This window comes from Phyllobacterium sp. TAF24 (assembly GCF_052113785.1).
Taxonomy (GTDB): domain Bacteria; phylum Pseudomonadota; class Alphaproteobacteria; order Rhizobiales; family Rhizobiaceae; genus Phyllobacterium.
Genome location: NZ_JBFRDN010000001.1, coordinates 329,995 through 352,640, shown reverse-complemented (window position 1 = coordinate 352,640; position 22,646 = coordinate 329,995). Strand labels below are relative to the sequence as shown.

Here is a 22,646-nt window from a genome sequence, read left to right as displayed (position 1 = left end):
ACCGGTCATGATGAAAACCGTGTGCGCGATGATGTGGGCGATCCGCAGATACCGATCCTGTCAAAACCCATCCGCCCGGCCGAACTGCGCTCAACCATTCTGGCGCTGAAACTTCAGGCGGAACAACAACCCGTCCACGCATGATCAGCTAATTCAGATTCCTTTGAAAAGCTGAGCTTCTATCGCGGTCTTGTCCAATATCGACCAGACTGATACGATTTTTGAGCTTTTAAACTGGTAGAACACGTTTTCCGCGAACGATATCTTGCGTCCGTTGACGCTCAAGCCGAGGAATTCGGCTTTTGGAGAGCATTCGAAGGCAAGGCGTGCAGCGACGTTTGGAGGTTCGCAGACCAGAAGTTGAATGTTGAAGCGGAGGTCGGGGATGCTCTCGAAATCCTTCACCAGCATGTCGCGATAGCCGGACAGCTTTAACAATCGACCATTATACTCGACATCGGAATCGACATGCCGCCCGAGATTGTTCCAGTCCTGCCGGTTTAGACAATCAATATAGGCGCGATAGAGCTGAGAAAGAGGCATGGAAATCTCCGGTTGCAGCTGCCAATAATTGAAAACGCATCCTCGATGCCGATCAACGTATCACAGTACATTTTACCAAGGGACCGTACGGGGCAATCGTTACTGTCGTGTCTGGGTATCCGAACCCAACGCGGATCGAATGCAATTGGTAGCACCCGTGCCATATTTGTCCCTGGCTGCGAGCAGGTGCAAACTGCCATCCATAGGGTAGAACAAATTTTTTCAATGAATGTCGGATTGAGGGATTCTCAAACGTCCTTTGCAAGTTAATGGATCAAAGGAGGTTGCAATGACCATTCGCACGCGCATTTCGCCGAATCTCTGGTTTGATTTCAATGCGAAAGAAGCGGTAGATTTCTACGTTTCAATTTTTCCCAATTCTAAAGTGTTGCGCATGTCGCATTATCTGAAGGACAGTCCGGGGCCGGAAGGCGAAATCATGACTATTGAGTTTCAACTCGATGGTTTGATCTTCACGGCTATCAACGGTGGACCCCAGTTCAAATTCAACGAGTCCGTGTCATTCCTGATCGAGTGCAAGGATCAGGCTGAAGTCGATCGCTATTGGGATGCTCTCCTTGCAGGCGGCGGCGAGCCGAGTGTTTGCGGTTGGCTAAAGGATCGCTTCGGTTTGTCTTGGCAGGTCAATTGGTCACCGATGATAGATATGCTGCTCGATGCCGACAAACAGAAAGCCGGGCGCGCAATGCAGGCGATGCTCAAGATGCGCAAGCTCGATGTTGCGACCCTGCAGAAGGCCTATGCCGGGGACTAAGGCGAGGTATCACGGATGCCCCACTGTGTTCAGAGAGGGTGGGGCATCACCGTAGTTTTTGACAGGGCGGAAGACTGAGAGGCAGACAAATGGCAAGCTCTAAGAATCCACATCACAAAGGACGTCGGCTTTAGATCCGGCTGGATTGTTCCAGGTCAATTGGCCGAGCGTCTTCCGTGCGGCGTATATCGACAAGAGCGCACCATGCTTGTTTGCAATGTGTATCCGTGGGACCCCGTTTTCCGACACTGTGCGAACAGTCCATTCGGGGTCCTTCAAATCCTCAAAAAGTGTAATCGCCGGACCCGCAAGTTGGGTCAACGTCGCATTGCCCTTACCATCGAGCGAAAACTCAAGGCGATTACCGCCCTCCCAGCATTTCAAGGTGTGAACCGGGTCCTTCGTTTGCGCGAGCGTAGGGCCTATCGTTCCGAACGCGACGGCCAGTATGAGCGTGACCGGCAAAGTGGTCTGCATTCTCATGTTGCGCTCCTCATTGAGGTGAAAACGAGAAGAAAACCCGGACTATCAGCAGCGCTGCAACCTGAGTTCAGACCGAGCCGTCATCCAGAAATACGTCGTCCGAGCCGGTCTGGGCAACGCCGCCACAATCAATAGCATCACCTATGCGGCCTGCCGGTCTGCCATTGATGAATACCGTTGGTGAGCCCACCGCCAATGCCCGGCCATGAGATGGCGCTGGACATGACGGACACCCGTGCGGCGCATAGGCATCACCAACGCGCACTGCATTCTTGCCGTTGATAATAACATCAGGGCTACCCTCAATCGCATTGGTCGGAGGGAAATGGCAATCATGGCCGGAACCAATATCATCTAGACGGGCTTGTGCTGGCATTCTGTTTCCATCGCATGACGTGAGCTGGAGTGGAAGGCGTGAGTAGAAATACAATGCTCAACAAATATTTGACAGAGTGTTGGATCAACATTGTAAACCGTTATAATCACTTCCTATTCGGTTGTAAGAGCCCTTGATTGGATCATTTTTTGAAGGACTTGCGGCGCATGTTGAAGCTTTTCGTCCGGCACATCAACAATTAGCCCTTCAGCTCTTGCCGCGAGGAGTAACGCAACGCCAGCGGTATCCTTTCCCAAGGCAATAAGCGTTGAGAGCTTGTTCTCCGGCAGTAATTCGGGATTCAAGAGTAGTGCTGCAAAATCAGCGGCAGGTTCAATGGCTGACTCTGCACCAATACGTCGCCAAATATCAAGAACTTGATCCAGCGTCGACCCATTACACCAGGACAGTGCAGTGCAAGATATTGGCGTCCAACCAGCTCCGTTTGCCAATTGTTGCCATCTTTCAGCGGAGAATTCTTTAAGCCGCGCCGCTACGCCGTGATAGCGATCCAATGTCTCAAACATTCGCCCTTGTTTAGCTGTCCGAAACATAACAGCGTACGTGTTAGGCCAAAATTTTCCGCAAGCGTTAAGCTCTATCCAAATCATAATGGGTGAATAGCCGCCGGCTAACTCAGCCAAAAGTGGGAGGCTTTCATTGGAGGGTTGTTCATGAGCCATAGCGGAACCTATTTAAACAAATGTTGTTGATCGAATGGTACCCACGGCAGATAAGGGTTCGTGGTTGCAGACCGTGCTCCGTCGTAAAACTGCTTATTCATCTCAACAACGCGTTGCAACGCATACTGGCTGTCGGGATAGCCATATTTTTGCGGGTTTGCGATCATGTCTTCCGTTATATTGTTGATGATGCGATCCTGTTGCTGCAAACGCTCCAACTGTTTTTCATAAGCATATTCTTTGGATTTCCATTGCTGAAAAAAGGGATGGACGTTGTACGTCTGAAATGGGTACTCCTCCTTCTTTGAGTAGGCCAATTCCGCCCATAGCGAAAAGAATTTTTCAACTCTCCATACTCCCCACAAAGATCCCAACGATGCCGAAACCAGTGTAGCGTCATTCGTAATGTTGAAAGCAGTCGCCTCTTTGAACAGGTTTCTTGCATCCGCCAAATAATAACTCGCTCCACCAATCAGGACATCCACAGCAACACCGGACACGACGCCCATCGTTCCGCCCAAATCATTCGAAGAGAATGGGGTCAATGCGTTGAAAGTACTGACATTACTCGCCAGCAGTTTATAAATGTGATGTGCCGACTTAATATCCTCGAGAGAAGTCGACCAGTTATACGCATCATTGACATCTTTTGCTTTTTCAATGCGCTCCAACATTTCTGAAGGGAGTTTGGTGGACTTACCTCCACCTCGCTCCAGCTTTTTCGCAGCATTGGACAGACCAAATTGTGCTGTGAGACCTCCACCGATCAACGATGCGCTGAATGCGACAAGATTCTCTCTTCCGAAGAAAAGAAAGGTATGTGCACCAATCCCAAGTGACATGCCGGAATGGTAACCGATCATCCAACTTTCAGACTTTGTGTTGGCAAAGCCCGCCCATGAGTCAGGATTATTGAGATCGTTGCCGTAAGGAAACTTGCTCATGATTTTCACCGATATAGATTGGGTTGGCGATGCATGGTTTTAAACTGCGCCGTTACAAAAGCCGATTTTGCGTTCAGGTTTTGCGATGCCTGGAACTTCATTTGAACGGTTCAAATGGCTTGTCACCGCTATTGTATTTCAGCGCCGGTTCAAGCAGGCAATATAGGTTAGATTTGAATATGACGGCGATCGGGTAGCAAGCTTTATTATTGCTCGATGAGCATTTCTGAAGTCCCTCAAGAATATCAAGGCCCCGACATTTCTCCGTATCGCAATAACTCTGGCTAAATGTGGAAAAATCACTGGCGACATAAAATACGGTCGTGCGTCCATATATGCTTGGGTTTCCGATTTTGTCCGTCAGCTTCTTATAAGCAGATCGCACCTCTTCCACCGTCCCGCCATAAAACTTCTGAGGCGAAGTCTGCATAAAATCGAACTTCTCGATTTGCGAATTGCACGTGGACGCTTGGGCGATCGGAGCAATAAGTAAATTTGCAAGTGTAATAAGCAGTATGATTTTCATTTGAATTATCCAATCAGTTCAGACTGATTTTTGCGCTGTTCGCAATTATCTGTTTCTCTCCATTGATCTCGATTTCTTCGAAATCCATAAACAGCCTTTTACCGGTAAGGATCATAGTTCCGTCCTTGTGCATCAGTATTTGCGCCTTACCGCAGCGAACATGGAGTTCCCCCCCGCTATGCATCGTTGTTGTGTTTTGCGAACTAAATGACATTGTGTCATTACTCATGAGATTAATACGGGTACCAGCATTGACGCTGTAAGACATTGCCACGTTCGTTGCCATCCCTCCACCAGCGTTGATCGCATTAAACAGACCAACCGTTTCAGTCTTATTCTTCTCTACCGTCACCGACATGTTTCCTTCCCCAGGATTGAGGATGCCTGGAAAACCCAGATTTTTGGCTGCTTCTCCGATACCCTGCGTCAAGGAGGCCAAAACCTTGTTCACGATCCGCCCGATGCCTGACGGGCCAACGCTGAGTGATAGATTTCCACCAATCACCTCGTCCTTATTATTCCCAACCTCTATTTGCCTGTTGTGACCAATGTGTTGGACGTCATTGTTATCTATTGCTTGAGTTTTATTGTTGAGAATCTTGGTGTTCATGTCCTTTTGAGCGTGAATGTATATCTCTTCTTGTCCCTTCTCATCTTCAAAGGTCAATTCGTTGAACTGTTTAACATCCTTGCCTTTATGCGTATTAGTTCGGAACACGCTCTTGGTTTTGTTATGAGGCAATGGATACGGCACTTTCGTGCTCGGATTAGGCACGATGCCTGTGACGACGGGTCGGTCCGGGTCACCTTCGAGATAGGTGACCATCACTTCCATGCCGATGCGCGGGATGACCTGCGCGCCGAAACCGCCGCCTGCCCAGGATTGCATCACCCGAATCCAGCAGGTGTCGGAACCGTCTTTCTTGGCGCGGTTGCGCTGCCATGGGAACCAGACTTTGATGCGTCCATATTCATCCGGATGGATTTCTTCGCCCGGCGGTCCGGCGACGATGGCTACCTGCGAGCCATCAATGCGCGGAGTGGTGGTATGGCGATGCGGTGTTGCCGGTAATCGGCTGGGAAGGGCTATGAACGAATTGGCGTATTCCAGCTTGCCATCGCCCGTCTCGTAGGATGAATCAACGATCTGGTGGACAATTGCGGTGACAACATATTCTTCGTGCTGGTGATCCGCATGCGCCACCTCGTAAGGCTTGAATCGCCGACCCGCGGCCAGCGTTCTGACCGTTGATGATCCTTCGATCTGCTCATGACCCGCTTCCACCGCCTGCATACGCAGTCTGGAAGCCTGATCATTGGCCGATTGATCCATCGCCTTTGATGGATAGTGGAACAGCTCATATTCGGCATTCTTTGGCAGCGAGACAAGCGAGGGCGTCGTTGCACCCTGCGGTCCTTGCGGCTTTTCAAAGTTCCAGTCGCCGCCCGCACGTTTTCCCGGCGTGAACTGATAATTGCGTGCAAATTCGCTGATGTGGTTTCTGTCCGTGGAACCTGCTGCAAACCTGACATCGGTATCAGGACCCTTCGTATAGCCGAACGGATGGCTTGCCACATGCAGCGTATGCTGGCCTTCATCATGTTCGAACCAGTAGAACAGGCCGTCGGCTTCGAGCCGCCGGGTCAGATAGGCAAGATCAGTTTCGTTCCATTGCACGGAGTAGTGCATCGGAGCGGGCGGCGTAACAACACCGCCTGTCACCGCAGCCTTGATGCCGTGTTCGCTCAAAAGCGTTTCCACGATCTGCACCGTGGTCATATCCATGAAGATGCGGCAGTCGGAGCGTTGCGACAGCAGCCACAATTGCGGGCGGATGATCAGGCTATAGGAGCGCAGACCACGCGAGACGGGCGGGCCTTCCTTCAATCCCGTGACAAGACCATTCCACGGTCGGCGCTGGCCATAGGCGATTTCCAGCGACAGATCGACAAGCGTTCCGACAAGCTCTTCCGGCTTGATGTCAGTGCGCTTGGATTTGACGTCCACCGCGATCTCGAACAGGCCGTTGATTTCCTCGCGGATATCCATTTTCTCGGCCAGAAGAACGTCCGTGCCCAGCGACGTTGAGATGCGAAGAATGCGGTCAGCTTGAATCAAGCCGGCGTCGGTGAAGTCAAATTCCATTCATTCCTCAACTGTAATTGGTCTCGAACCTACAACCTTTGATTGTTTTTAAGTTGCTTGAAAAGCGACGTCGAGTGTTTATTCGCCTATAGTGCATTATTGCACAAGGATAAGCCTTCTATTCTTCAATAATCGCCAGGTGAATTCAGTATCATTTTGAACAAATGCTGTTTTGGATTTGGGTGTGTTCCGCCGCGGCCATCTTGAAACCGACAATCCAATCGCTTGAACCAGATCGTTAATCGCCATATGTGAAGGGGATCGCAGCTGTTGCCGCCCTTATTACCGGAGTATCGATGTCAGACAATATAAACCGTTTTCTGGGAGACACGCCCGGCCGCATCTTGCTCAAGCTCGTTGTCATCTCGCTTTTTGTTGGTGTGGTCATGAGTGCGTTCAACTGGTCGCCTCTCGATATTCTCTATGGTTTTGAGAACTTTGCCCGCCGTATCTGGAATCTTGGCTTTGGCGCCGTTGAGCGTTTCGCTGACTATTTCTTGCTTGGTGCAGTCGTGGTCATTCCCTGTTTCATCATCCTGCGGTTGTTAAGCTTTCGACGCTGATCTCAAAAACATCTCTCTGGCCTGAATGAGCCACAATTGCTGGGTATCGGCAGGGTGTCTCATTCAGGAATTGCCTATGCCAGCTTCAGAATTTCATGTGTCACGCCGCAGCTTTCTTGGTTTTGCAACCGTCTCGGCACTGTTGCCGTTGGCAGCGTGCCAGACGGTGACGAGTCCGCCCGGAAAGAAAGAAGGCGTTTCGTCGTCAGCTGCCTCTCTCGTTCAGAATATACGGTCTTCAAATGGCCTTGCTGGTTTGACTGCGGATTCCACGCTGGAAAAAGCGGCCTTGCAGCAAGCAGGTTTTATGGCGAGCGCAGGCCGGATGTCGCATACGACTGGCTGGGGCCGTGATTTTGCTACTCGGGTGCGGAATAATGAAATTCATGGTCTTGCTGCAGAAAATATTGCAGTAGGCCGCATGGAACTAGACCGGCTCTTTGCCATGTGGATGGCTTCGCCGCCACATCGTCGTAATATGCTTGATCAAAAATTCACCCGGTTTGGTCTTGCCTATTGCGAGGCATCAAGCGGCAGCAGCCAGCGTTATTGGGCGCTCGTTCTCGCAAGCTAATCTTTCGGCTGTAATTGGCCGATAGTGCTGGAAAAGAACCGCGCTCAATGGCATAGAACACCGTCAGCCTTCTGACCTCTTTCTCCGGTGTTTCAATGTCAACGCAAGTGTCAAATCCTGATGGATCAAAGATTGTTCGCCCGTTCGAGGTGACCAATCGCTTGATGCTGGCGATTACGATTCCGGTGATGCTGGCATCGCTGACGACACCTTTGCTTGGCCTTGTTGACACAGCTGTTATTGGTCAGCTCGGCGATCCGCATTTGCTTGGCGGGCTTGCGATCGGTGCATTGGTCTTCGATTTTCTGTTTTCGACGATGAATTTTCTCCGTGCTGGAACAACCGGGCTGGTGGCGCAGGCCATGGGACGCCATGACAATGTCGAGCAACAAGCTGTGTTCTGGCGCGCAATCGGCATTGCAGTGGTTGTCGGCTTTGTTTTTATCGCTATCACGCCTCTGGTTCTGACCGCGACGATCAGGTTTATGAACCCGGATTCGGCGGTCGCCAACGCCATGTCGACTTACGTGTCGATCCGGCTTTTTTCTTCGCCGATGGCGCTGGGGAATTTCGTCGTGCTTGGGCTGTTGCTAGGACAGGGAAAGGCGATGCAGGGACTTTACCTGCAATTCCTGCTGAACGGTGTCAATGTCATCATGACCTATTGGCTGGGCCTCGTTCTCGGTTGGGGTGTTGCGGGTATTGCCTGGGGAACAGTTCTCGGCGAAAGCGTGGCGCTTCTGGTCGGTTTGATGATGGTCTACTGGCAATTTCGCGCAGTACCCAACCCGTCTCTTGCGCGTATCCTCGATATGCATGCCATACGCCGCATGTTTGCGGTCAACCGCGATATCATGTTGCGTTCTTTCTTTCTGCTTATCGCCTATGCCTATTTTACCCGCGCTGGTACCGAAGCGGGTGCAGTGACATTAGCGACGAACGCCGTTTTGATGAATTTTCTGCTGATTTCAGGCTATTTGATCGATGGTGTAACCACGGCCGCGGAGCAGATTTCCGGCCGTGCGGTAGGCGCGCATTATCGCCCGGCCTTTGATCGCGGCATCAAGCTGTCATTCCTGTGGGGGCTGGTTCTGGCTTCGCTGATGGCACTTTTCTTCCTGACCTATGGCAACGCCATTGTTGCCCTGCTGATCAAGTCGGCTGATGTTCAGGCCATGGCAGCCCTTTACATGCCATGGGCAGCTTTGGCTCCTGTCACCGGCCTGTTGGCCTTCCATATGGACGGCGTCTTCATCGGTGCCACATGGTCGCGCGACATGCGCAACATGATGATCCTGTCACTTCTCGGTTATTTCGCCGCTTACTACGTGCTGCCGCAATTTATGGGCAATCACGGGCTCTGGCTGGCGCTGCATCTTTTCCTTGGATTGCGTGGGCTGTCGCTTCTGGCCATCCTGCCGCGGCGGGCACGGTTGCAGTTCGCCAACTAGATCAACTGCGTAGGCGTTCGGCACGGTCCAGAGCGTGCTGGATCAGCTTGCCCACGAGTTCGGGATAGGGGATGCCAGTCGCTCCAAGCGCCTTCGGATACATGCTGATATTGGTGAAGCCCGGTATGGTATTGACCTCGTTGACAACCATGCTCATATCGGGCCGAACAAAGAAATCAACGCGGGCCATGCCTTCACAGCCCAAGGCCCGGAATGCCCGGCCCGCCATATCCTGCAACTGCCCTGTGACAGCGTCCGGGAGATTGGCTGGAATAGACAGGGCGGCCCCATCCGCGTCGATATACTTGGCCTCATAGGTATAAAACCCATGGCTTGCCGCTGGAGCGATCTCGCCGGGAACCGAGACAGTCAACGATCCATCGCCATGTTCCAGCACGCCGAATTCAATCTCGCGCGCCTGAACGAATTCTTCTACGATAAGCTTACGGTCGTGCTTGAAGGCCTCTTTAACAGCCGCATCAAAGGCTTCTGCCGTTGCTGCCTTGCCGACACCGACGGATGAGCCTTGCCGGGCTGGTTTGATAAAGACCGGCGTCCCAAGATCGCGTGCGATATCGTCAAAAGAGGCCGTTTCGCCAAACTGGATCGTCACGCCACGCGCGACTGGCAGTCCTGCCTCTTTAAGCAGGCGCTTGGCAATGTCCTTATCCATCGCCGCAGCGGACCCGAGAATACCGCAGCCGACATAGGCCACATCAGCGACTTCGGCCAATCCCTGCACAGAGCCATCTTCACCGTAAAGGCCGTGCAGCACTGGAAACACAATATCGACAGGCGGCAGTTCATGCGGCGCGCCGCTTGCGGGAATAACCAAAAGACGACCTTTACCACCCGGCAGCAGGCTGACCTCTGATCCGGTTGTCGGCACTGCCTTTGGCAGTCCGCCATCTTCAAGTTCAACAAGCAGCCATTGCCCGCTGCGTGTGATGCCAATGGGCACTATTTCGTATTTTGACGTATCGATGGCCTTGACGACATTGCTGGCAGAAAGCAGGGAAACCTCGTGTTCGGCTGAACGTCCGCCAAAGAGAACTGCAACCCGTCTTTTGCTTGTCATCACTCTGTTTCCATGTGGTTGGGAATATCGCTGTTCCGTTGGATTGCGGAACAATGGCGAAATTACGCTCGCCGATCAGGCGGGAATATCTTTGCCGGCCCAATCAGCAACATCGCGGTCACGCAGTTCAGCAATGTTGCTCACGCCATCGCGTTTTAGTGCCGCTGACATATCCTTGATAATCTCGGCAGCAAGCCCGGGGCCGCGATAGATCATGCTCGTGTAGAGCTGGACAAGATCAGCGCCCGCGCGGATTTTTGCGATTGCCGTCCTGGCGCTGTCGATGCCTCCAACACCGATGATTGGCAGAGCAGGTCCAACACGCTGGCGCATTTTAGCCAGAACAATTGTCGAGCGGGTAAAGATCGGCGCGCCTGAAAGTCCACCAGCCTCGCCTGTGTTTTTCGCGCTGCGCAAACCAGTGCGTGACAGCGTGGTGTTGGAGATGATCAGACCATCAAGCGCATGCAGTCCAACCTCGGCAGCGATATCATCAAGGCTTGCGTCAGGCAAATCAGGTGCGATCTTCAGAAATACGGACCGTCTTGCGCCAGACTGAGCGGCAACTTCATCGCGTGCTTCCAGTACCTTGCCGAGCAATTCCTTGAGACTGTCCCGTGCCTGCAGGTCACGCAGACCGGGCGTGTTCGGCGAAGAGATATTGACGGTGAAGTAACTTGCAAGCTTATGGAATTTGCGGATACCGGCGACATAGTCTGCCACGCGATCAGCCGAATCCTTGTTGGCTCCGATATTGACCCCGACAATTCCCGGATGGTTCTTGCGTGATGAAAGGCGCTGAAATGCAGCCTCATGGCCTTCATTGTTGAAGCCAAGGCGATTGATCACGGCATTGTCTTCAACAAGACGGAAAATGCGCGGCTTTGGATTGCCGGATTGTGCCAGCGGCGTGAGAGTGCCGATTTCAGCAAAACCGAAGCCAAGTTTCAATAAAGCATCCGGCACTTCGGCATTCTTGTCGTAACCCGCCGCCATACCCAGTGGATTTGGGAACTTCAGTCCCGCAATCTCAACACGCAAGGCTGGATCACTCGTTGAGGCACAGGAGGGAACGAGTCCCGTTTTCAACGCCTTGATCGACATGCCGTGGGCATCTTCCGGGTCGAAAGTGAAGAGAACTTTGCGGCCAATCGACTGGAACAGCCCACTCATGCATCCATCTCCGGGAACTGGTGTTTGCCGCCAGCATCAAGCGGCAGTGGTTTGACCCATAGAACTGCATCCATGGGGAGTGATGCATAGAGATGCGGGAAAAGATCACCGCCGCGGGAAACTTCATACTTCAAGGCTTCGCCAAGTCGGTCAGCTTCGACTGCAATCAAAAGCAGGTCATCCTGTCCAACAAAGTGTTTGGCAGCCGTTTCCACCGCCTGTGCAGCGGTGGAAAAATGAATATAGCCGTCGGCATGGTCAATCGGGGCGCCATCAAACACACCGGCAGCTTCTGCCGCCTGCCAAAGTGCCCTTGGGGCAATCTTGTAAATCAATTTGCTCATGCGGTTTTACTAGACGCAAAACCGCAATGCGCAAAGAGTAGACTGGCATCGGTAACAGAAATCTCGACCCGAATTCCTATTTTCGGCGTATTATCCGCTCAAGCTCGGTGTTCTGCATTTCGGAGGTCAGTCATGTCACGCACACGAACTCTCTTTGCCGCCGTTACGGCTGTTCCACTTCTGGCTATCGCTGGCTCAACCGGTGTTTTTGCTGAAGACACGATGAGCTACTCACTGGAAAAGACCGAAACCGGTTATATCAGGCTGAACAACAAAACAGGCGAGATGTCTATCTGTCAGGAAAAATCCGGCCAGCTGGTCTGCAAGCTCGCCACAGAAGAGCGCAAAGCCTATGAGGAGGATCTGGCTGATCTAAAAACCCGTGTCGCCAAATTGGAAGACACGGTGGCGAGCATAGGCAAAATTCCTCCGGTGGTTCGCGATGCGCTGCCTTCCGATGAAGAATTTGAAAAAGGCTTGAGCTACATGGAGAAATTCATGCGTCGTTTCATGGGCATCGCCAAGGAATTCGAGAACGATGACAAGGGCTCGAAGGCAGAACCCCAGAAGACCTGAACCGCACGAATTTCCGCATGATTTTCAGGGGCTGTTTTCCACGGATAATAGCAGATCCTTGCTTCTCGGCATCATTTTGTTCTTGATTTGTTCTCGTAATTATACGACTTTAGTGTTCAATAATTGACGCTGGAGGGACAGGATGAACGAGGGCCCAAGATTGATCGGTGAGATTTCCATCCGGCTTTTTGTGCGCCACGGCGACCAGCAAATGGCCCTGGATTTCTATGAGAATGTGTTTGGTGCGCGAATTGTCGGGCGGCCTTATCTGCACAATGGCGAATTGATTGCCGCTGAAATGCGGATGGGTGCATCAGTGATCATGATTGTTGGTGCAAATCCGAAACGCGACGCGGATGCTTCAATGGGTGGCCCGCGCTCGGTTCACGCCATTGGTGCGACCCCCGTCATGCTCGATATCCATGTAGACGATGTCGATCGTGTCATGCACCATGCCACATCGGAAGGCGGCCATGTGCGCAATGCCGTCGAAGAACTTGACAATGGTGATCGGGTCGGCGTCCTCACCGATCCGTTCGGCCATTTATGGGTGGTTAAATCACGGCGCAAACATCTGGCTGCGTGACGCAAACATCTGCTGTGTGAAGTGGCAACCGGCCGTAATAAGAGCCGATTGCCATAGGTGCCTAAGAAGTAGCAAACTTCTTGGTTGCTGAGATCAATTCATGAACAATGCCCGGTTCTGTGACCGAATGACCGGCATCTTCAACAATCCGTAAATCGGCTTCCGGCCAGACCTTTTTCAAATGCCAGGCGTTCAACAGCGGCGTGCACATGTCATAGCGGCCATGCACCAGAACGCCCGGAATCTCGCGGATCAGATGGGCATTGCGCAGGAGATGATCATCCGTGTCGAAGAAGCCCTTGTTCTGGAAATAGTGGCACTCGATGCGCGCAAACGCGATGGCAAAGTGGTCTCCGGCGAAAGCCTCTTCTCGCGCTGGATCTGGCAAAAGGGAAAGCGCTGAGCCTTCCCACCGTGCCCACAATTTGGCCGCTGCCAAGCGAACGGCCGGGTCCTCATCGGTAAGGCGTTTGTAATAGGCGGCAATCATATCACCACGCTCCGCCTCTGGAATATGCTCCTGATAGGCTTCAAAACGATCAGGATAGATAATGCTCGCACCGTTTGAGTAGAACCACTCAATCTCAAAGCGACGGATCATGAAGATGCCGCGCAAGATCAATTCGGTGACGTGTGCCGGATGCGTCTGGGCATAGGCGAGTGCAAGGGTCGAACCCCATGAGCCACCAAAAACCTGCCATTTCTCGATACCGAAATGCTCGCGGATGCGCTCCATATCGGCCACAAGATCCCATGTCGTGTTCTCACGCAATTCAGCATAAGGCGTTGATTTTCCACAACCACGCTGGTCAAACAGAATGATGCGGTAAAGCTCCGGATCATGCAGGCGGCGCATGGTGGGATTAATCCCGCCGCCTGGCCCGCCATGGATCATGATAACCGGTTTACCGTTGGGATTGCCGCATTCCTCCACATGGATACTGTGCAAATCGGACACAGCAAGCATCTGCTCGGAATAGGGCTGGGTCTCGGGGTAAAGAGTATTGGTGATCATGCATCTTTCTTTCGAAGATTGTCCGTAATGTACGTATGATTGCGCGGGATTATGGTTTTGCCAAGTCAATTCATGTGTTTAGCAGACATCAACGGACAAACCGTATGCGTTTAAAACTTTTGTGCGGACTAAATTTGTCTTGATATATCAGGTAAATGCGCTTTAGTCGAAAGCATTAAAATCAATAAATTACAGTTGCTGATATTTTCGAAATAAGGACTTTTCAATAATGAAATTTAAGTTTGTCATTGTGGACGATCATCCACTTTTCCGCGGCGCATTGAAAGCAGCCCTTGGTATGCAGCCATGGGACGCGGAAATTATTGAGGTAGGCGATCTCGAGAGTGCCAAGGATCTGTTACTCGACGTATTTGATGTTGATCTGGTGCTTCTTGATCTTGCATTGAACGGGGTAAGTGGCCTGACTGGCTTGATTATCTTGCGCGCGCTGTGCCCGACCATCCCGATTGCAGTTGTTTCGGCAACTGACGATCTGTTCACCGTTCGCGCAGCTCTTGCACTGGGCGCATCGGGCTTTATTTCCAAGTCGTCGACGCCCGATAAAATTGGCCTTGCTGTCAGCAAAATATTTGACGGTGAAATCTGGTCGCCGCCCGCGTGCGAGGACGAGAGCTCTCTTGATGCTGAGCATTATGAGTTGATTGCTTGTTTGCGCCGGCTAACGCCACAGCAGGGGCGTGTTCTTGGCATGATGGCTGGCGGCATGCTGAACAAGCAAATCGCCCATGAGCTTAATGTATCGGAGGCGACCATCAAGGCGCATGTGTCGGCTGTTCTGAATAAGCTCGGTGTTGAAAGCCGGACACAGGCAGTCATTCGTTTTTCGCGTTTCAAGTCCGATACAGCGACCTTGAACACTGAACTTGTTGAATTGCAGTAGACCTGAGCGCAATTTAACTGCAGCTATCAGCTAGTTGAAAGTACGAAAGGAGTGCTCTGAGGGCTGCGGGCTTGACGGGCTTGTTGATAATCGAAACATCGGTGGACATGGCGTGGACGCGCAATTGGTTGGATCGCTCGGCAGTAACGAGCGCAGCCTTTATCTGGCAATCATAGTGGTTGCGTGCGTATTCAACGAGGTCAATACCCGTTGCTTCACCGAGGTTGTAATCGGTAAGGATGACATCCGGCGCTGACGTGTGATTTTGGCAAAAGCTGCTTAAAGCACCGCTGTGGTTCAATACGTCCACTTTGCATCCCCAGCTTTGCAGGAGTGCTTTCATGGCAGAAAGCGAACGCTCATCATTGTCAATGCAAAGAATTGCCAGGCCATCCAATGGACTGGAGTGCCGTAGGGCCGGCATCTTTTTGGCAAGCGCAGATGCTTTGGTTTCTGACACCGGCATCCGTACCGAGAAAACTGAGCCTTTTCCAAGGTTTGAATGAACATCAATAGACATGTCGAGAGTCTTGGCTATGCGTTCAACGATCGATAGACCAAGGCCGAGTCCCTCCGATTCCATCATACCCTCGGAGAGCCGGGAGAATTCACGAAAGATGATATTCAGCTTTGATCTGGCAATGCCAATGCCCGTATCAAGAACCTGAACCTCAAGCATTTGGCCCCGGCGGCGCACCCCGACCAGTATCTTGCCTGACTTGCAGTACTTGACCGCGTTCGAAACGAGGTTTTGAAGCAATCGGCGTAAGAGGTTGCGGTCTGTCGCAACGATGGCCGAACTCGCAACAAGTTTGAGTTCAAGACCCTTCTGGCCGGCCGCAGGCAAAAAATCTCCTATCACTTGCTCTAAAAGTGTGTTCAGCGCAAAGACAGAAACAACAGGCTTCACAGCACCCGCATCCAATCGTGAAATGTCCAGCAACGTGTTGAAGATCGACTCTACTGCCTCGAGAGACGAATCGAGGCTGGCCGCCAACGCTCTCTGATGCGAATCGCCCAATTGCTCGGTCAGTGCGGACGCATAAAGCCGGGCGGCGCTGAGCGGTTGCAGGATATCGTGCCCCGCATCCACCAGCAAACGTGTCTTGCTGTTATTGGCTTCTTCGGCCCGGCGCTGTGCTTTTGCCAGTTCTTCATTTGCATGTGTAAGCTCTGCCGTCCGTTCGCGAACGCGTGCATCGAGATGTGCATTGGTTTGCCGCAAACTCAAGGCATGGATGAGCGGTCGGTCCCTGCTGTTTTCGCTGTCAGCATGCCGGTCAATTGTCTTGGTACGCACATAATGTGCCAGGAGATATAAAAGTGCGACGAGCGCGCCAGTCCAGCCCACCATGGGCCTCAACCTTCCGTTAAATAGCGGCAAATGCCCTCATGAAAATGGATCGATCTCAAAATGGGAATGCGGGAAAATCTGCGGTAGTGAATGCGTATCTACTTATAAAACAAAACTTTTTGTTAATAATTTAGGAACATCTGTTACTGTCAATCTGTGTTGCACATCGCATCACTGGGGACTGACAGCTTCCAATTAACACGGAATACTGGAGAGTGGTATATCATGCTAAAGGAATTCAAAGAATTTGCCTTGAAGGGAAACATGGTCGATCTCGCCATTGGTGTGATCATTGGCGGTGCTTTTGGCAAACTGGTTGACTCGATTGTTAACGACATCCTGATGCCGATTATCGGGCTTCTTACAGGTGGCGTAGACTTTTCCAACATGTATATCCAATTGGCGGGAGCACCCGCTGCTACACTGGCTGCCGCACGCGCTGCCGGTGCAACGCTTGCTTACGGCAACTTCATCACCCTGGTGATCAACTTCCTGATCATTGCCTGGGTTCTCTTCATGGTGGTGAAAGCCATGAACAGGCTCAAGAAGAAGGAGCCTGTTGCCCCTGAAGCTCCTGCTGCGCCGACCAAGGAAGAAGTATTACTTACTGACATCCGCGATCTGCTCGCCAAACGCTGAGGCGTTTCGTACGTATTTGAAAACCCCGGCCCCGTGCCGGGGTTTTTGTTTGTACCTGTCAGGAAGTCGTCAGCAGACTATCAGCGGCGGTGATGGGAACATCACAAATATCCACGTGATTATTAAGTTTCGTTGCGTTACGTCTGGCCTCTGGCATTGGAGAAAATCATATGGGTCTGATCGAACATTTGCGCCACGAAGCCGCTGTCGCTCCCGAAAGCGGCATTGTTGCCGTGATGAACCACGGAAGGCGGCAGGAGGGTGTCATTCCTTTATGGGCGGGCGAAGGTGATCTACCGACACCGGATTTCATCCGTGATGCTGCAAGTGCTGGCTTGGCCAATGGCGAGACCTTCTACACCTGGCAGGCAGGCATTCCCGAATTGCGGCAGGCGCTGGCTGATTATCACAAGCGCCATTTCAATGTTGATCTGCCTGTAGATCATTTTTATATCACGGGCTCCGGCATGCAATCGATCCAGCTTGCGATTCAGGCCACTGCGGGGGCAGGGGATGAAGTGATTTATCTGTCGCCCGCATGGCCGAATTTTGCCGCCGCAGCCGGTATTGCCGGTGCAACACCGGTTCCTGTCATTCAGGATTTCACCGGAAATGGCTGGACACTTGATCCCCAGAAAATCCGCGACGCAATCACGCCAAAAACAAAGGCGCTGTTCATCAATTCTCCATCAAATCCTTCGGGTTGGACTGCCGATCTCGAAACACTGAAAGAGATATTGCAGATTGCGCGCCAGCACGGTCTGTGGATCGTTGCCGATGAGATCTACACCCATTTTTATTACGGTGCGCAGCGGTCACCGTCTTTCTTTGATGTCATGGACCCGGATGACCGCATTATTTTCGTCAACAGCTTTTCCAAGAACTGGGCCATGACGGGTTGGCGGGTGGGCTGGATGACCGTCCATCCTTCCCTTGGCAAAACTGTAGAGAACCTCATTCAGTATTCAACATCGGGTGTTGCGCAATTCATGCAGCGCGGTGCCGTTGCTGCGCTTGATCATGGTGACGAATTTATCCGAATGCAGGTTGATCGCGCGCACAAGGCCCGCGACATTCTCTGTGCCAAACTTGCGGCCACCGGCAGGGTGCGTTTGTCACCGCCTGCGGGCGCTTTCTATCTGCTCTTCGGTATTGAGGGTGTCACGGATTCATACCGTGCAGCCTTTGATATTGTCGATCAAGCAAAGGTTGGCCTTGCGCCCGGCACAGCTTTTGGGGATGGTGGTGAAGCCTTCCTGCGACTGTGTTTTGCCCGACGAATCGATCAGGTCGAGGAGGCTGCCGATCGCCTCGCAGACTGGATTCGGAAACGTTGAATCGCATACATCTGAACAATACCCAGGCCACCATTCTTTCCCTTTTCATTGCCTCGGCTGGCGCTTTCAGCGCCGGTTTTGTTGGTCTGCCTATCCCATTCCTACTTGGATCAACGCTCGCGGTTACGGCCGCATCGCTGTCGGGTGTTCGTATTCATTTGCCTGACTGGTTGCGGGTCTTCGTCTTCTTTATGCTGGGCATTCAGGCTGGTTCCGGCGTTTCGCCTGATACGATCAACCAGATGGTGTTATGGCCGGTGAGTTTTCTCATGCTCTTTGTTGCGCTCGTCGCTGTGACGGGGCTCACCTATCTGATGCTGCGCAAAGGGTTTGGCTGGGATGGGCCCACAGCCCTGTTTTCGTCACTGCCGGGTGCGCTTTCCTTCGTGCTGGTTGCGGCGATGGGAACGCAGGCCAATATGGTCAAGATCACCGTGGTTCAATGTATCCGGCTTCTGCTGCTAATCGGCTTTCTCGCGCCACTGCTGGCGATCATCGCAAAGAACGCGCCGCACGTTGTTGTTGAGATGAATTATAACTGGACGGTGCAGGAGGCACTTATCCTGTTTGTCTGCGGCCTTGGCGGTGCGCTGCTTGGCCACTTCACCCGCGTGCCCGGTGGCATGATGTTGGGGGCTCTGCTGGCAAGCGCCTTGCTGCACGGGGCATCGTTGGTGACAGCCGTCGTGCCGCGCTCCATTGCTGATATCGGATTGATTATTCTGGGTGTTCTGATTGGCTCACGGGTTGGTGCGGAGCATCGCACCCAACTCGTGCGTTATCTGCCCGCGGCTCTCTGTGCGTTCATCATCGGAACCGTCGCATCGTTTCTAGCCGCTTTTGCGGTCTGGTACATTCTGGATATCCATCCTGCACAGATCGCGCTTGCCTTTGCGCCCGGCGCGCTGGAAGCTTTGACTGTGATTGCCTTCTCGCTCGGCGTTGATCCATCCTATGTGGCATCCCATCACGTAGCGCGGTTCCTGATGATTGCGCTCGCTGTGCCATTTCTCGCCCGTTGGTTGAGCGGTGCCAGTGCAAACAAATAAGCCCGCCATCTCGAACGAAATGACGGGCCTGTCTAACTTCAGAAAATGGTGTTTCAGCCACCCGCCTTGGATACGGCGAGTGTGACCACGCGTTCGTTTGTTTTGACTGATGGTGTGCTGTCCTTGGCGAAGGGAATGCCAAGAGCGGTCCAGACTTCAACCAGAGCGTCCTTCAATTCAAGCACCAGCTCATCGGAATGGAACGGCGTTGGAGTGATGCGCAAACGTTCGGTTCCGCGCGGGACAGTGGGATAATTGATTGGCTGGATATAGATCCCATGAACTTCAAGCAGCCGGTCGCTTGCCATTTTGCACAACTCGGGATCGCCAACATGGATCGGGACGATGTGCGTTTGCGAGTGCATGACAGGCAGGTTTGCCGAAGCCAGAATATCTTTGGTAAGTTGCGACTGACGCTGATGCAGTCTGCGCTCTTCCTGCGATACTTTCAGATGGCGAATCGACTGGGTGGCAGCCGCTGCAATGACCGGGGGTAGGGCCGTGGTGAAAATAAAGCCGGGCGCATAGGAGCGAACCGCATCGATCACCGTCTTGGCTCCAGTAATATAGCCGCCGAGCGTGCCGAAAGCCTTGGCCAGTGTGCCTTCAATAATATCGATACGGTCTGAAAGGCCTTCCTGATCGGTGATGCCGCCGCCACGATTGCCATACATGCCAACTGCATGGACCTCATCAATATAGGTCATGGCATTGTATTTTTCGGCCAGATCGGCAATCGCTGCAATCGGCGCGATATCGCCATCCATCGAATAAACAGATTCGAACACGATCAGCTTGGCGCGTTCCTTGCCTGCTGCTTTCAACAGGTCTTCAAGGTGCGCCACATCATTGTGACGGAAAATCTTCTTCTCTGCACCGGAGCGACGAACGCCTTCAATCATCGAAGCATGGTTCAACTCATCGGAAAGAATCAGGCAATTGGGCAGAAGCCGTGCGATGGTTGAGATTGACGCCTCGTTGGATACAAACCCTGACGTAAAGACCAGACCGGCTTCCTTGTTGTGAAGGTCGGCCAGTTCGTTTTCAAGCTCTACAAGCGGATGATTATTACCCGAGATATTACGGGTGCCGCCGGCGCCGGAGCCCATGCGGCTGGATGCATCATGCATGGCAGCGATCACGGATGGATGCTGACCCATTCCGAGATAATCATTGGAACACCATACGGTGATTTCGCGTGTGGCATCAGCGGTACGCCAAAGCGCGCGCGGAAATTTTCCCACGATCCGTTCCAGATTAGCAAAGACCCGATAACGCTTTTCAGCGTGCAACTGGTCGATCGCGTCTTCGAAAAACCGACGATAGTCCATGTACTGCTCCTGTATCACAAACTTACTACCGTTTTTGCTGCTTAAAATCCATGATGGGAAGGTGGGCAATTTGCCACGCTTGGTAAATGACAGCGTCCAAGTTCAGCATGCCCTATAGTGCCAGGGATTTGCGAAAGACGGACGCCGCCTTTCGGGAAGATGTTCAGTCCGAGGTGTTCCTGCTGCATAAAGTGTTTTGGCTGAAGAATTTTTATGCTGTCGCTTCAAGGCTTTGCACTCTTGCCGAAATACGGCAAGATGACCGCTGAGAGCTGTATTCATGGTTCAGAGGTTAACAGATGACAGTACTCGTAACCGGCGGTGCCGGATATATTGGCAGCCACATGGTCTGGGAATTATTGGACTCGGGGGAGTCCGTTGTTGTCATCGACCGTCTATCAACCGGATTTGAATGGGCAGTACCGCCGGAAGCCAAACTCATAGTCGGCGATATTGCGGATCAGCACCTTGTCCGTGAAACCATTGAGCGCAATTATGTTGATGCGGTCATTCACTTTGCCGGTTCGGTCGTCGTGCCGGATTCGGTTCGCGACCCGCTCACATATTATGAAAACAACACCTCAAAATCCCGTTCCCTTATCGCAGCGGTCATCAAATCGGATGTGAGGAATTTCATTTTTTCATCAACGGCCGCTGTGTATGGCGATGGTGGTATGGAGCCCGTCACCGAGGATACGACGCTTCAACCGCAATCACCCTATGGTGTTTCCAAACTGATGACCGAATGGATGTTGCGTGACACGGCAGCAGCCCATGATTTCCGTTACACGGCCCTTCGCTATTTCAATGTTGCTGGTGCTGATCCCAAGGGCCGATCCGGTCAATCCACAAGAGGGGCGACCCATCTGATCAAGGTTGCTTGTGAAACAGCCCTTGGCAAACGGCCCTATATGGAAATTTACGGCCACGACTTTCCCACGCCCGATGGTACGTGCGTGCGCGATTATATTCACGTGAGTGACCTCGTTGCAGCCCACCGCCTTGCACTGGACCGGTTGCGCACAGGCGCCAGCAGCCTCACCGCCAATTGCGGTTATGGCCGGGGATATTCCGTGCGCGAAGTGATTGAAAGCGTCGAACGAGTGCATGGGGCACCAATTGACGCTCGCCTCACGGATCGCCGTCCAGGGGATGCAGCATCCATCGTCGCTGACAGCGCACGAGCCAGAAAAGATCTGGGTTGGGAACCGCGTCTCGACAATCTCGATGCCATCGTCGAATCGGCCCTGATTTGGGAAAAAGCTCTGGGAAGCCGCAATTCGGGCCGCTAGCTTACTTTTCCTTGGTTTCCTTTTTGAGCGGCAGCATTAGTCGCAACGTCAGGAAGGTGACGAGGGAGATGATAAAAGCCACATCGTAACTCTCCAGGCCAACAGCAACGCCGATGGCACCGGTCGCCCATATACTGGCGGCGGTAGCCGTGCCGCGCACTGAATCCTTCATTTGCAGGATCGCGCCGCCGCCGATGAAACCGACACCAGTAATCAATCCTTCGATGATGCGCGCTGTAGCTTCCGGATGCTCTCCCATGACACCTTCGGTGCCCTGAATAAAGCCACAGCTGGCAAGTGCGACAAGAGGAAATGTGCGCATGCCTGCACTGCGCTCTTCGATTTCCCGCTCCCATCCGATCGGAAAGGCAAGCACATAGGCAACCGCAAGAGTCAGGACGTGCTGAACGATGGGCAAGGAATTAAGGTACTGAAATATTTCGTACAAAACATACCCCATTGGTCGGAGGAAAGGTTGCATTACAACGCCTGCCGACGCGGACAGTTCCCAATGAGGTAACGACATTTGTCTTTCCGCTGGCCATGCGGCGGAGAGACACATTGTCTTAACGGACATAAGTCTAGAAAAGGGGAACCTTCTTCGCTGGGAAGGTGTTTAAGACCACGAAGTAGCGTTTGGAGTAATGCGATGGACGGCACCAACCGGACCAACGAAAAACAGTTATCAAGAATCCTGCGACGACAGATATCGCAGTCGTCCTACAGGACGGCAATACGTGCTGCCGGTATCTACAAGGTGGAAGACACCGTGCCCGAGAGCTTGCTCGACCAGCTCCGTCGGCTTGATGAAGCCGAACACAAGGCACCGAAGTAGCAGACCACTCATAAGCGGATCGCTCTTCTGTTCGAAAAATCCATTTTATTACATGGACAAAGAGGTGGATTG

At 52.5% G+C, this 22,646-nt stretch carries 26 protein-coding genes; 12 read left to right on the top strand and 14 right to left on the bottom strand.

The window, feature by feature from the left end:
* Positions 1 to 153 precede the first annotated feature (153 nt).
* Complete coding sequence (locus tag AB4Y96_RS01765) at positions 154 to 543, bottom strand: ester cyclase (RefSeq protein ID WP_441915248.1); 390 nt, start codon at positions 541 to 543, stop codon at positions 154 to 156.
* Between the two features lie 289 nt (positions 544 to 832).
* Between AB4Y96_RS01765 and AB4Y96_RS01760 the strand changes: the two genes are divergently transcribed.
* Positions 833 to 1,318 carry a VOC family protein gene (locus AB4Y96_RS01760; protein WP_441915246.1) on the top strand — a complete coding sequence of 162 codons (486 nt, stop codon included), beginning with the start codon at positions 833 to 835 and terminating at the stop codon, positions 1,316 to 1,318.
* 99 nt (positions 1,319 to 1,417) lie between these two features.
* Here the strand turns inward: AB4Y96_RS01760 and AB4Y96_RS01755 are convergent, their stop codons facing one another.
* The 6 genes from AB4Y96_RS01755 to AB4Y96_RS01730 form a co-directional block, all read right to left on the bottom strand.
* Positions 1,418 to 1,801 carry a hypothetical protein gene (locus tag AB4Y96_RS01755; RefSeq protein ID WP_441915244.1) on the bottom strand — a complete coding sequence of 128 codons (384 nt, stop codon included), beginning with the start codon at positions 1,799 to 1,801 and terminating at the stop codon, positions 1,418 to 1,420.
* A 67-nt stretch (positions 1,802 to 1,868) separates the two neighbouring features.
* Positions 1,869 to 2,177 (bottom strand): PAAR domain-containing protein, encoded by a 309-nt coding sequence (locus tag AB4Y96_RS01750; protein ID WP_441915243.1) that lies wholly within the window; start codon positions 2,175 to 2,177, stop codon positions 1,869 to 1,871.
* 113 nt (positions 2,178 to 2,290) lie between these two features.
* Positions 2,291 to 2,860: a hypothetical protein gene (locus AB4Y96_RS01745; RefSeq protein ID WP_441915241.1), complete on the bottom strand. Its 570-nt coding sequence runs from the start codon at positions 2,858 to 2,860 to the stop codon at positions 2,291 to 2,293.
* 8 nt (positions 2,861 to 2,868) lie between these two features.
* Positions 2,869 to 3,804, bottom strand: coding sequence for a hypothetical protein (locus tag AB4Y96_RS01740; protein ID WP_091883235.1), 936 nt, complete (start codon positions 3,802 to 3,804; stop codon positions 2,869 to 2,871).
* Positions 3,805 to 3,901: 97 nt separating this feature from the next.
* Positions 3,902 to 4,330: a hypothetical protein gene (locus AB4Y96_RS01735; protein WP_091883238.1), complete on the bottom strand. Its 429-nt coding sequence runs from the start codon at positions 4,328 to 4,330 to the stop codon at positions 3,902 to 3,904.
* A 13-nt stretch (positions 4,331 to 4,343) separates the two neighbouring features.
* Positions 4,344 to 6,476, bottom strand: coding sequence for a type VI secretion system Vgr family protein (locus AB4Y96_RS01730; RefSeq protein WP_441915240.1), 2,133 nt, complete (start codon positions 6,474 to 6,476; stop codon positions 4,344 to 4,346).
* 296 nt (positions 6,477 to 6,772) lie between these two features.
* Here AB4Y96_RS01730 and AB4Y96_RS01725 point away from each other — a divergent pair, with 296 nt between their 5' ends.
* The 3 genes from AB4Y96_RS01725 to AB4Y96_RS01715 all read left to right on the top strand — a co-directional run bounded on the left by AB4Y96_RS01725 (position 6,773) and on the right by AB4Y96_RS01715 (position 9,064).
* A complete protein-coding gene (locus AB4Y96_RS01725; RefSeq protein ID WP_441915238.1) occupies positions 6,773 to 7,039 on the top strand; it encodes a DUF6460 domain-containing protein in 267 nt (88 codons plus the stop codon).
* Positions 7,040 to 7,115: 76 nt separating this feature from the next.
* On the top strand, positions 7,116 to 7,613 hold the full coding sequence (locus AB4Y96_RS01720; protein WP_441915236.1) for a CAP domain-containing protein: 498 nt from the start codon (positions 7,116 to 7,118) through the stop codon (positions 7,611 to 7,613).
* Between the two features lie 95 nt (positions 7,614 to 7,708).
* The gene (locus AB4Y96_RS01715) at positions 7,709 to 9,064 is read left to right on the top strand and encodes an MATE family efflux transporter (protein ID WP_441915234.1); all 1,356 of its coding nucleotides are present in this window, start codon (positions 7,709 to 7,711) and stop codon (positions 9,062 to 9,064) included.
* Between the two features lies 1 nt (position 9,065).
* Here the strand turns inward: AB4Y96_RS01715 and AB4Y96_RS01710 are convergent, their stop codons facing one another.
* The 3 genes from AB4Y96_RS01710 to AB4Y96_RS01700 all read right to left on the bottom strand — a co-directional run bounded on the left by AB4Y96_RS01710 (position 9,066) and on the right by AB4Y96_RS01700 (position 11,659).
* Positions 9,066 to 10,142, bottom strand: coding sequence for a D-alanine--D-alanine ligase family protein (locus tag AB4Y96_RS01710; RefSeq protein WP_441915232.1), 1,077 nt, complete (start codon positions 10,140 to 10,142; stop codon positions 9,066 to 9,068).
* Between the two features lie 75 nt (positions 10,143 to 10,217).
* On the bottom strand, positions 10,218 to 11,315 hold the full coding sequence (locus AB4Y96_RS01705; protein WP_441915230.1) for a quinone-dependent dihydroorotate dehydrogenase: 1,098 nt from the start codon (positions 11,313 to 11,315) through the stop codon (positions 10,218 to 10,220).
* Positions 11,312 to 11,659, bottom strand: coding sequence for a DUF952 domain-containing protein (locus AB4Y96_RS01700; RefSeq protein WP_441915229.1), 348 nt, complete (start codon positions 11,657 to 11,659; stop codon positions 11,312 to 11,314). Before AB4Y96_RS01700 ends, AB4Y96_RS01705 begins: the two co-directional genes overlap by 4 nt.
* 132 nt (positions 11,660 to 11,791) lie before the next feature.
* Here AB4Y96_RS01700 and AB4Y96_RS01695 point away from each other — a divergent pair, with 132 nt between their 5' ends.
* Positions 11,792 to 12,235: a hypothetical protein gene (locus AB4Y96_RS01695; RefSeq protein ID WP_441915227.1), complete on the top strand. Its 444-nt coding sequence runs from the start codon at positions 11,792 to 11,794 to the stop codon at positions 12,233 to 12,235.
* Positions 12,236 to 12,377: 142 nt separating this feature from the next.
* A complete protein-coding gene (locus AB4Y96_RS01690; protein WP_091883259.1) occupies positions 12,378 to 12,821 on the top strand; it encodes a VOC family protein in 444 nt (147 codons plus the stop codon).
* Positions 12,822 to 12,882: 61 nt separating this feature from the next.
* On the opposite strand, the gene pip is transcribed toward AB4Y96_RS01690, so the two are convergent.
* Positions 12,883 to 13,836: a prolyl aminopeptidase gene (pip, locus tag AB4Y96_RS01685; protein ID WP_441915224.1), complete on the bottom strand. Its 954-nt coding sequence runs from the start codon at positions 13,834 to 13,836 to the stop codon at positions 12,883 to 12,885.
* A 229-nt stretch (positions 13,837 to 14,065) separates the two neighbouring features.
* Here pip and AB4Y96_RS01680 point away from each other — a divergent pair, with 229 nt between their 5' ends.
* Positions 14,066 to 14,737: a response regulator gene (locus AB4Y96_RS01680; RefSeq protein WP_441915223.1), complete on the top strand. Its 672-nt coding sequence runs from the start codon at positions 14,066 to 14,068 to the stop codon at positions 14,735 to 14,737.
* Positions 14,738 to 14,750: 13 nt separating this feature from the next.
* Here AB4Y96_RS01680 and AB4Y96_RS01675 read toward each other — a convergent pair whose 3' ends face one another.
* A complete protein-coding gene (locus AB4Y96_RS01675) occupies positions 14,751 to 15,836 on the bottom strand; it encodes an ATP-binding response regulator (RefSeq protein ID WP_441915222.1) in 1,086 nt (361 codons plus the stop codon).
* Between the two features lie 480 nt (positions 15,837 to 16,316).
* Between AB4Y96_RS01675 and mscL the strand changes: the two genes are divergently transcribed.
* From mscL to AB4Y96_RS01660, 3 genes are all read left to right on the top strand, one after another.
* A complete protein-coding gene (mscL, locus tag AB4Y96_RS01670; protein WP_091883269.1) occupies positions 16,317 to 16,730 on the top strand; it encodes a large conductance mechanosensitive channel protein MscL in 414 nt (137 codons plus the stop codon).
* 170 nt (positions 16,731 to 16,900) lie between these two features.
* Entirely contained in the window at positions 16,901 to 18,067 is a 1,167-nt protein-coding gene (locus tag AB4Y96_RS01665; RefSeq protein WP_441915220.1) for a pyridoxal phosphate-dependent aminotransferase, read from the top strand.
* The gene (locus AB4Y96_RS01660; RefSeq protein ID WP_441915218.1) at positions 18,064 to 19,116 is read left to right on the top strand and encodes an AbrB family transcriptional regulator; all 1,053 of its coding nucleotides are present in this window, start codon (positions 18,064 to 18,066) and stop codon (positions 19,114 to 19,116) included. Before AB4Y96_RS01665 ends, AB4Y96_RS01660 begins: the two co-directional genes overlap by 4 nt.
* A 53-nt stretch (positions 19,117 to 19,169) precedes the next feature.
* On the opposite strand, the gene hemA is transcribed toward AB4Y96_RS01660, so the two are convergent.
* Positions 19,170 to 20,447, bottom strand: a complete 1,278-nt coding sequence (gene hemA, locus AB4Y96_RS01655; protein WP_441915216.1) for a 5-aminolevulinate synthase — start codon at positions 20,445 to 20,447, stop codon at positions 19,170 to 19,172.
* Positions 20,448 to 20,746: 299 nt separating this feature from the next.
* Between hemA and galE the strand changes: the two genes are divergently transcribed.
* Positions 20,747 to 21,739 (top strand): UDP-glucose 4-epimerase GalE, encoded by a 993-nt coding sequence (gene galE, locus AB4Y96_RS01650; protein WP_091883282.1) that lies wholly within the window; start codon positions 20,747 to 20,749, stop codon positions 21,737 to 21,739.
* 1 nt (position 21,740) lies between these two features.
* Here galE and AB4Y96_RS01645 read toward each other — a convergent pair whose 3' ends face one another.
* Entirely contained in the window at positions 21,741 to 22,187 is a 447-nt protein-coding gene (locus tag AB4Y96_RS01645) for an MgtC/SapB family protein (RefSeq protein WP_441915214.1), read from the bottom strand.
* Between the two features lie 201 nt (positions 22,188 to 22,388).
* Here AB4Y96_RS01645 and AB4Y96_RS01640 point away from each other — a divergent pair, with 201 nt between their 5' ends.
* A complete protein-coding gene (locus AB4Y96_RS01640) occupies positions 22,389 to 22,574 on the top strand; it encodes a hypothetical protein (protein ID WP_091883287.1) in 186 nt (61 codons plus the stop codon).
* Positions 22,575 to 22,646 lie beyond the last annotated feature (72 nt).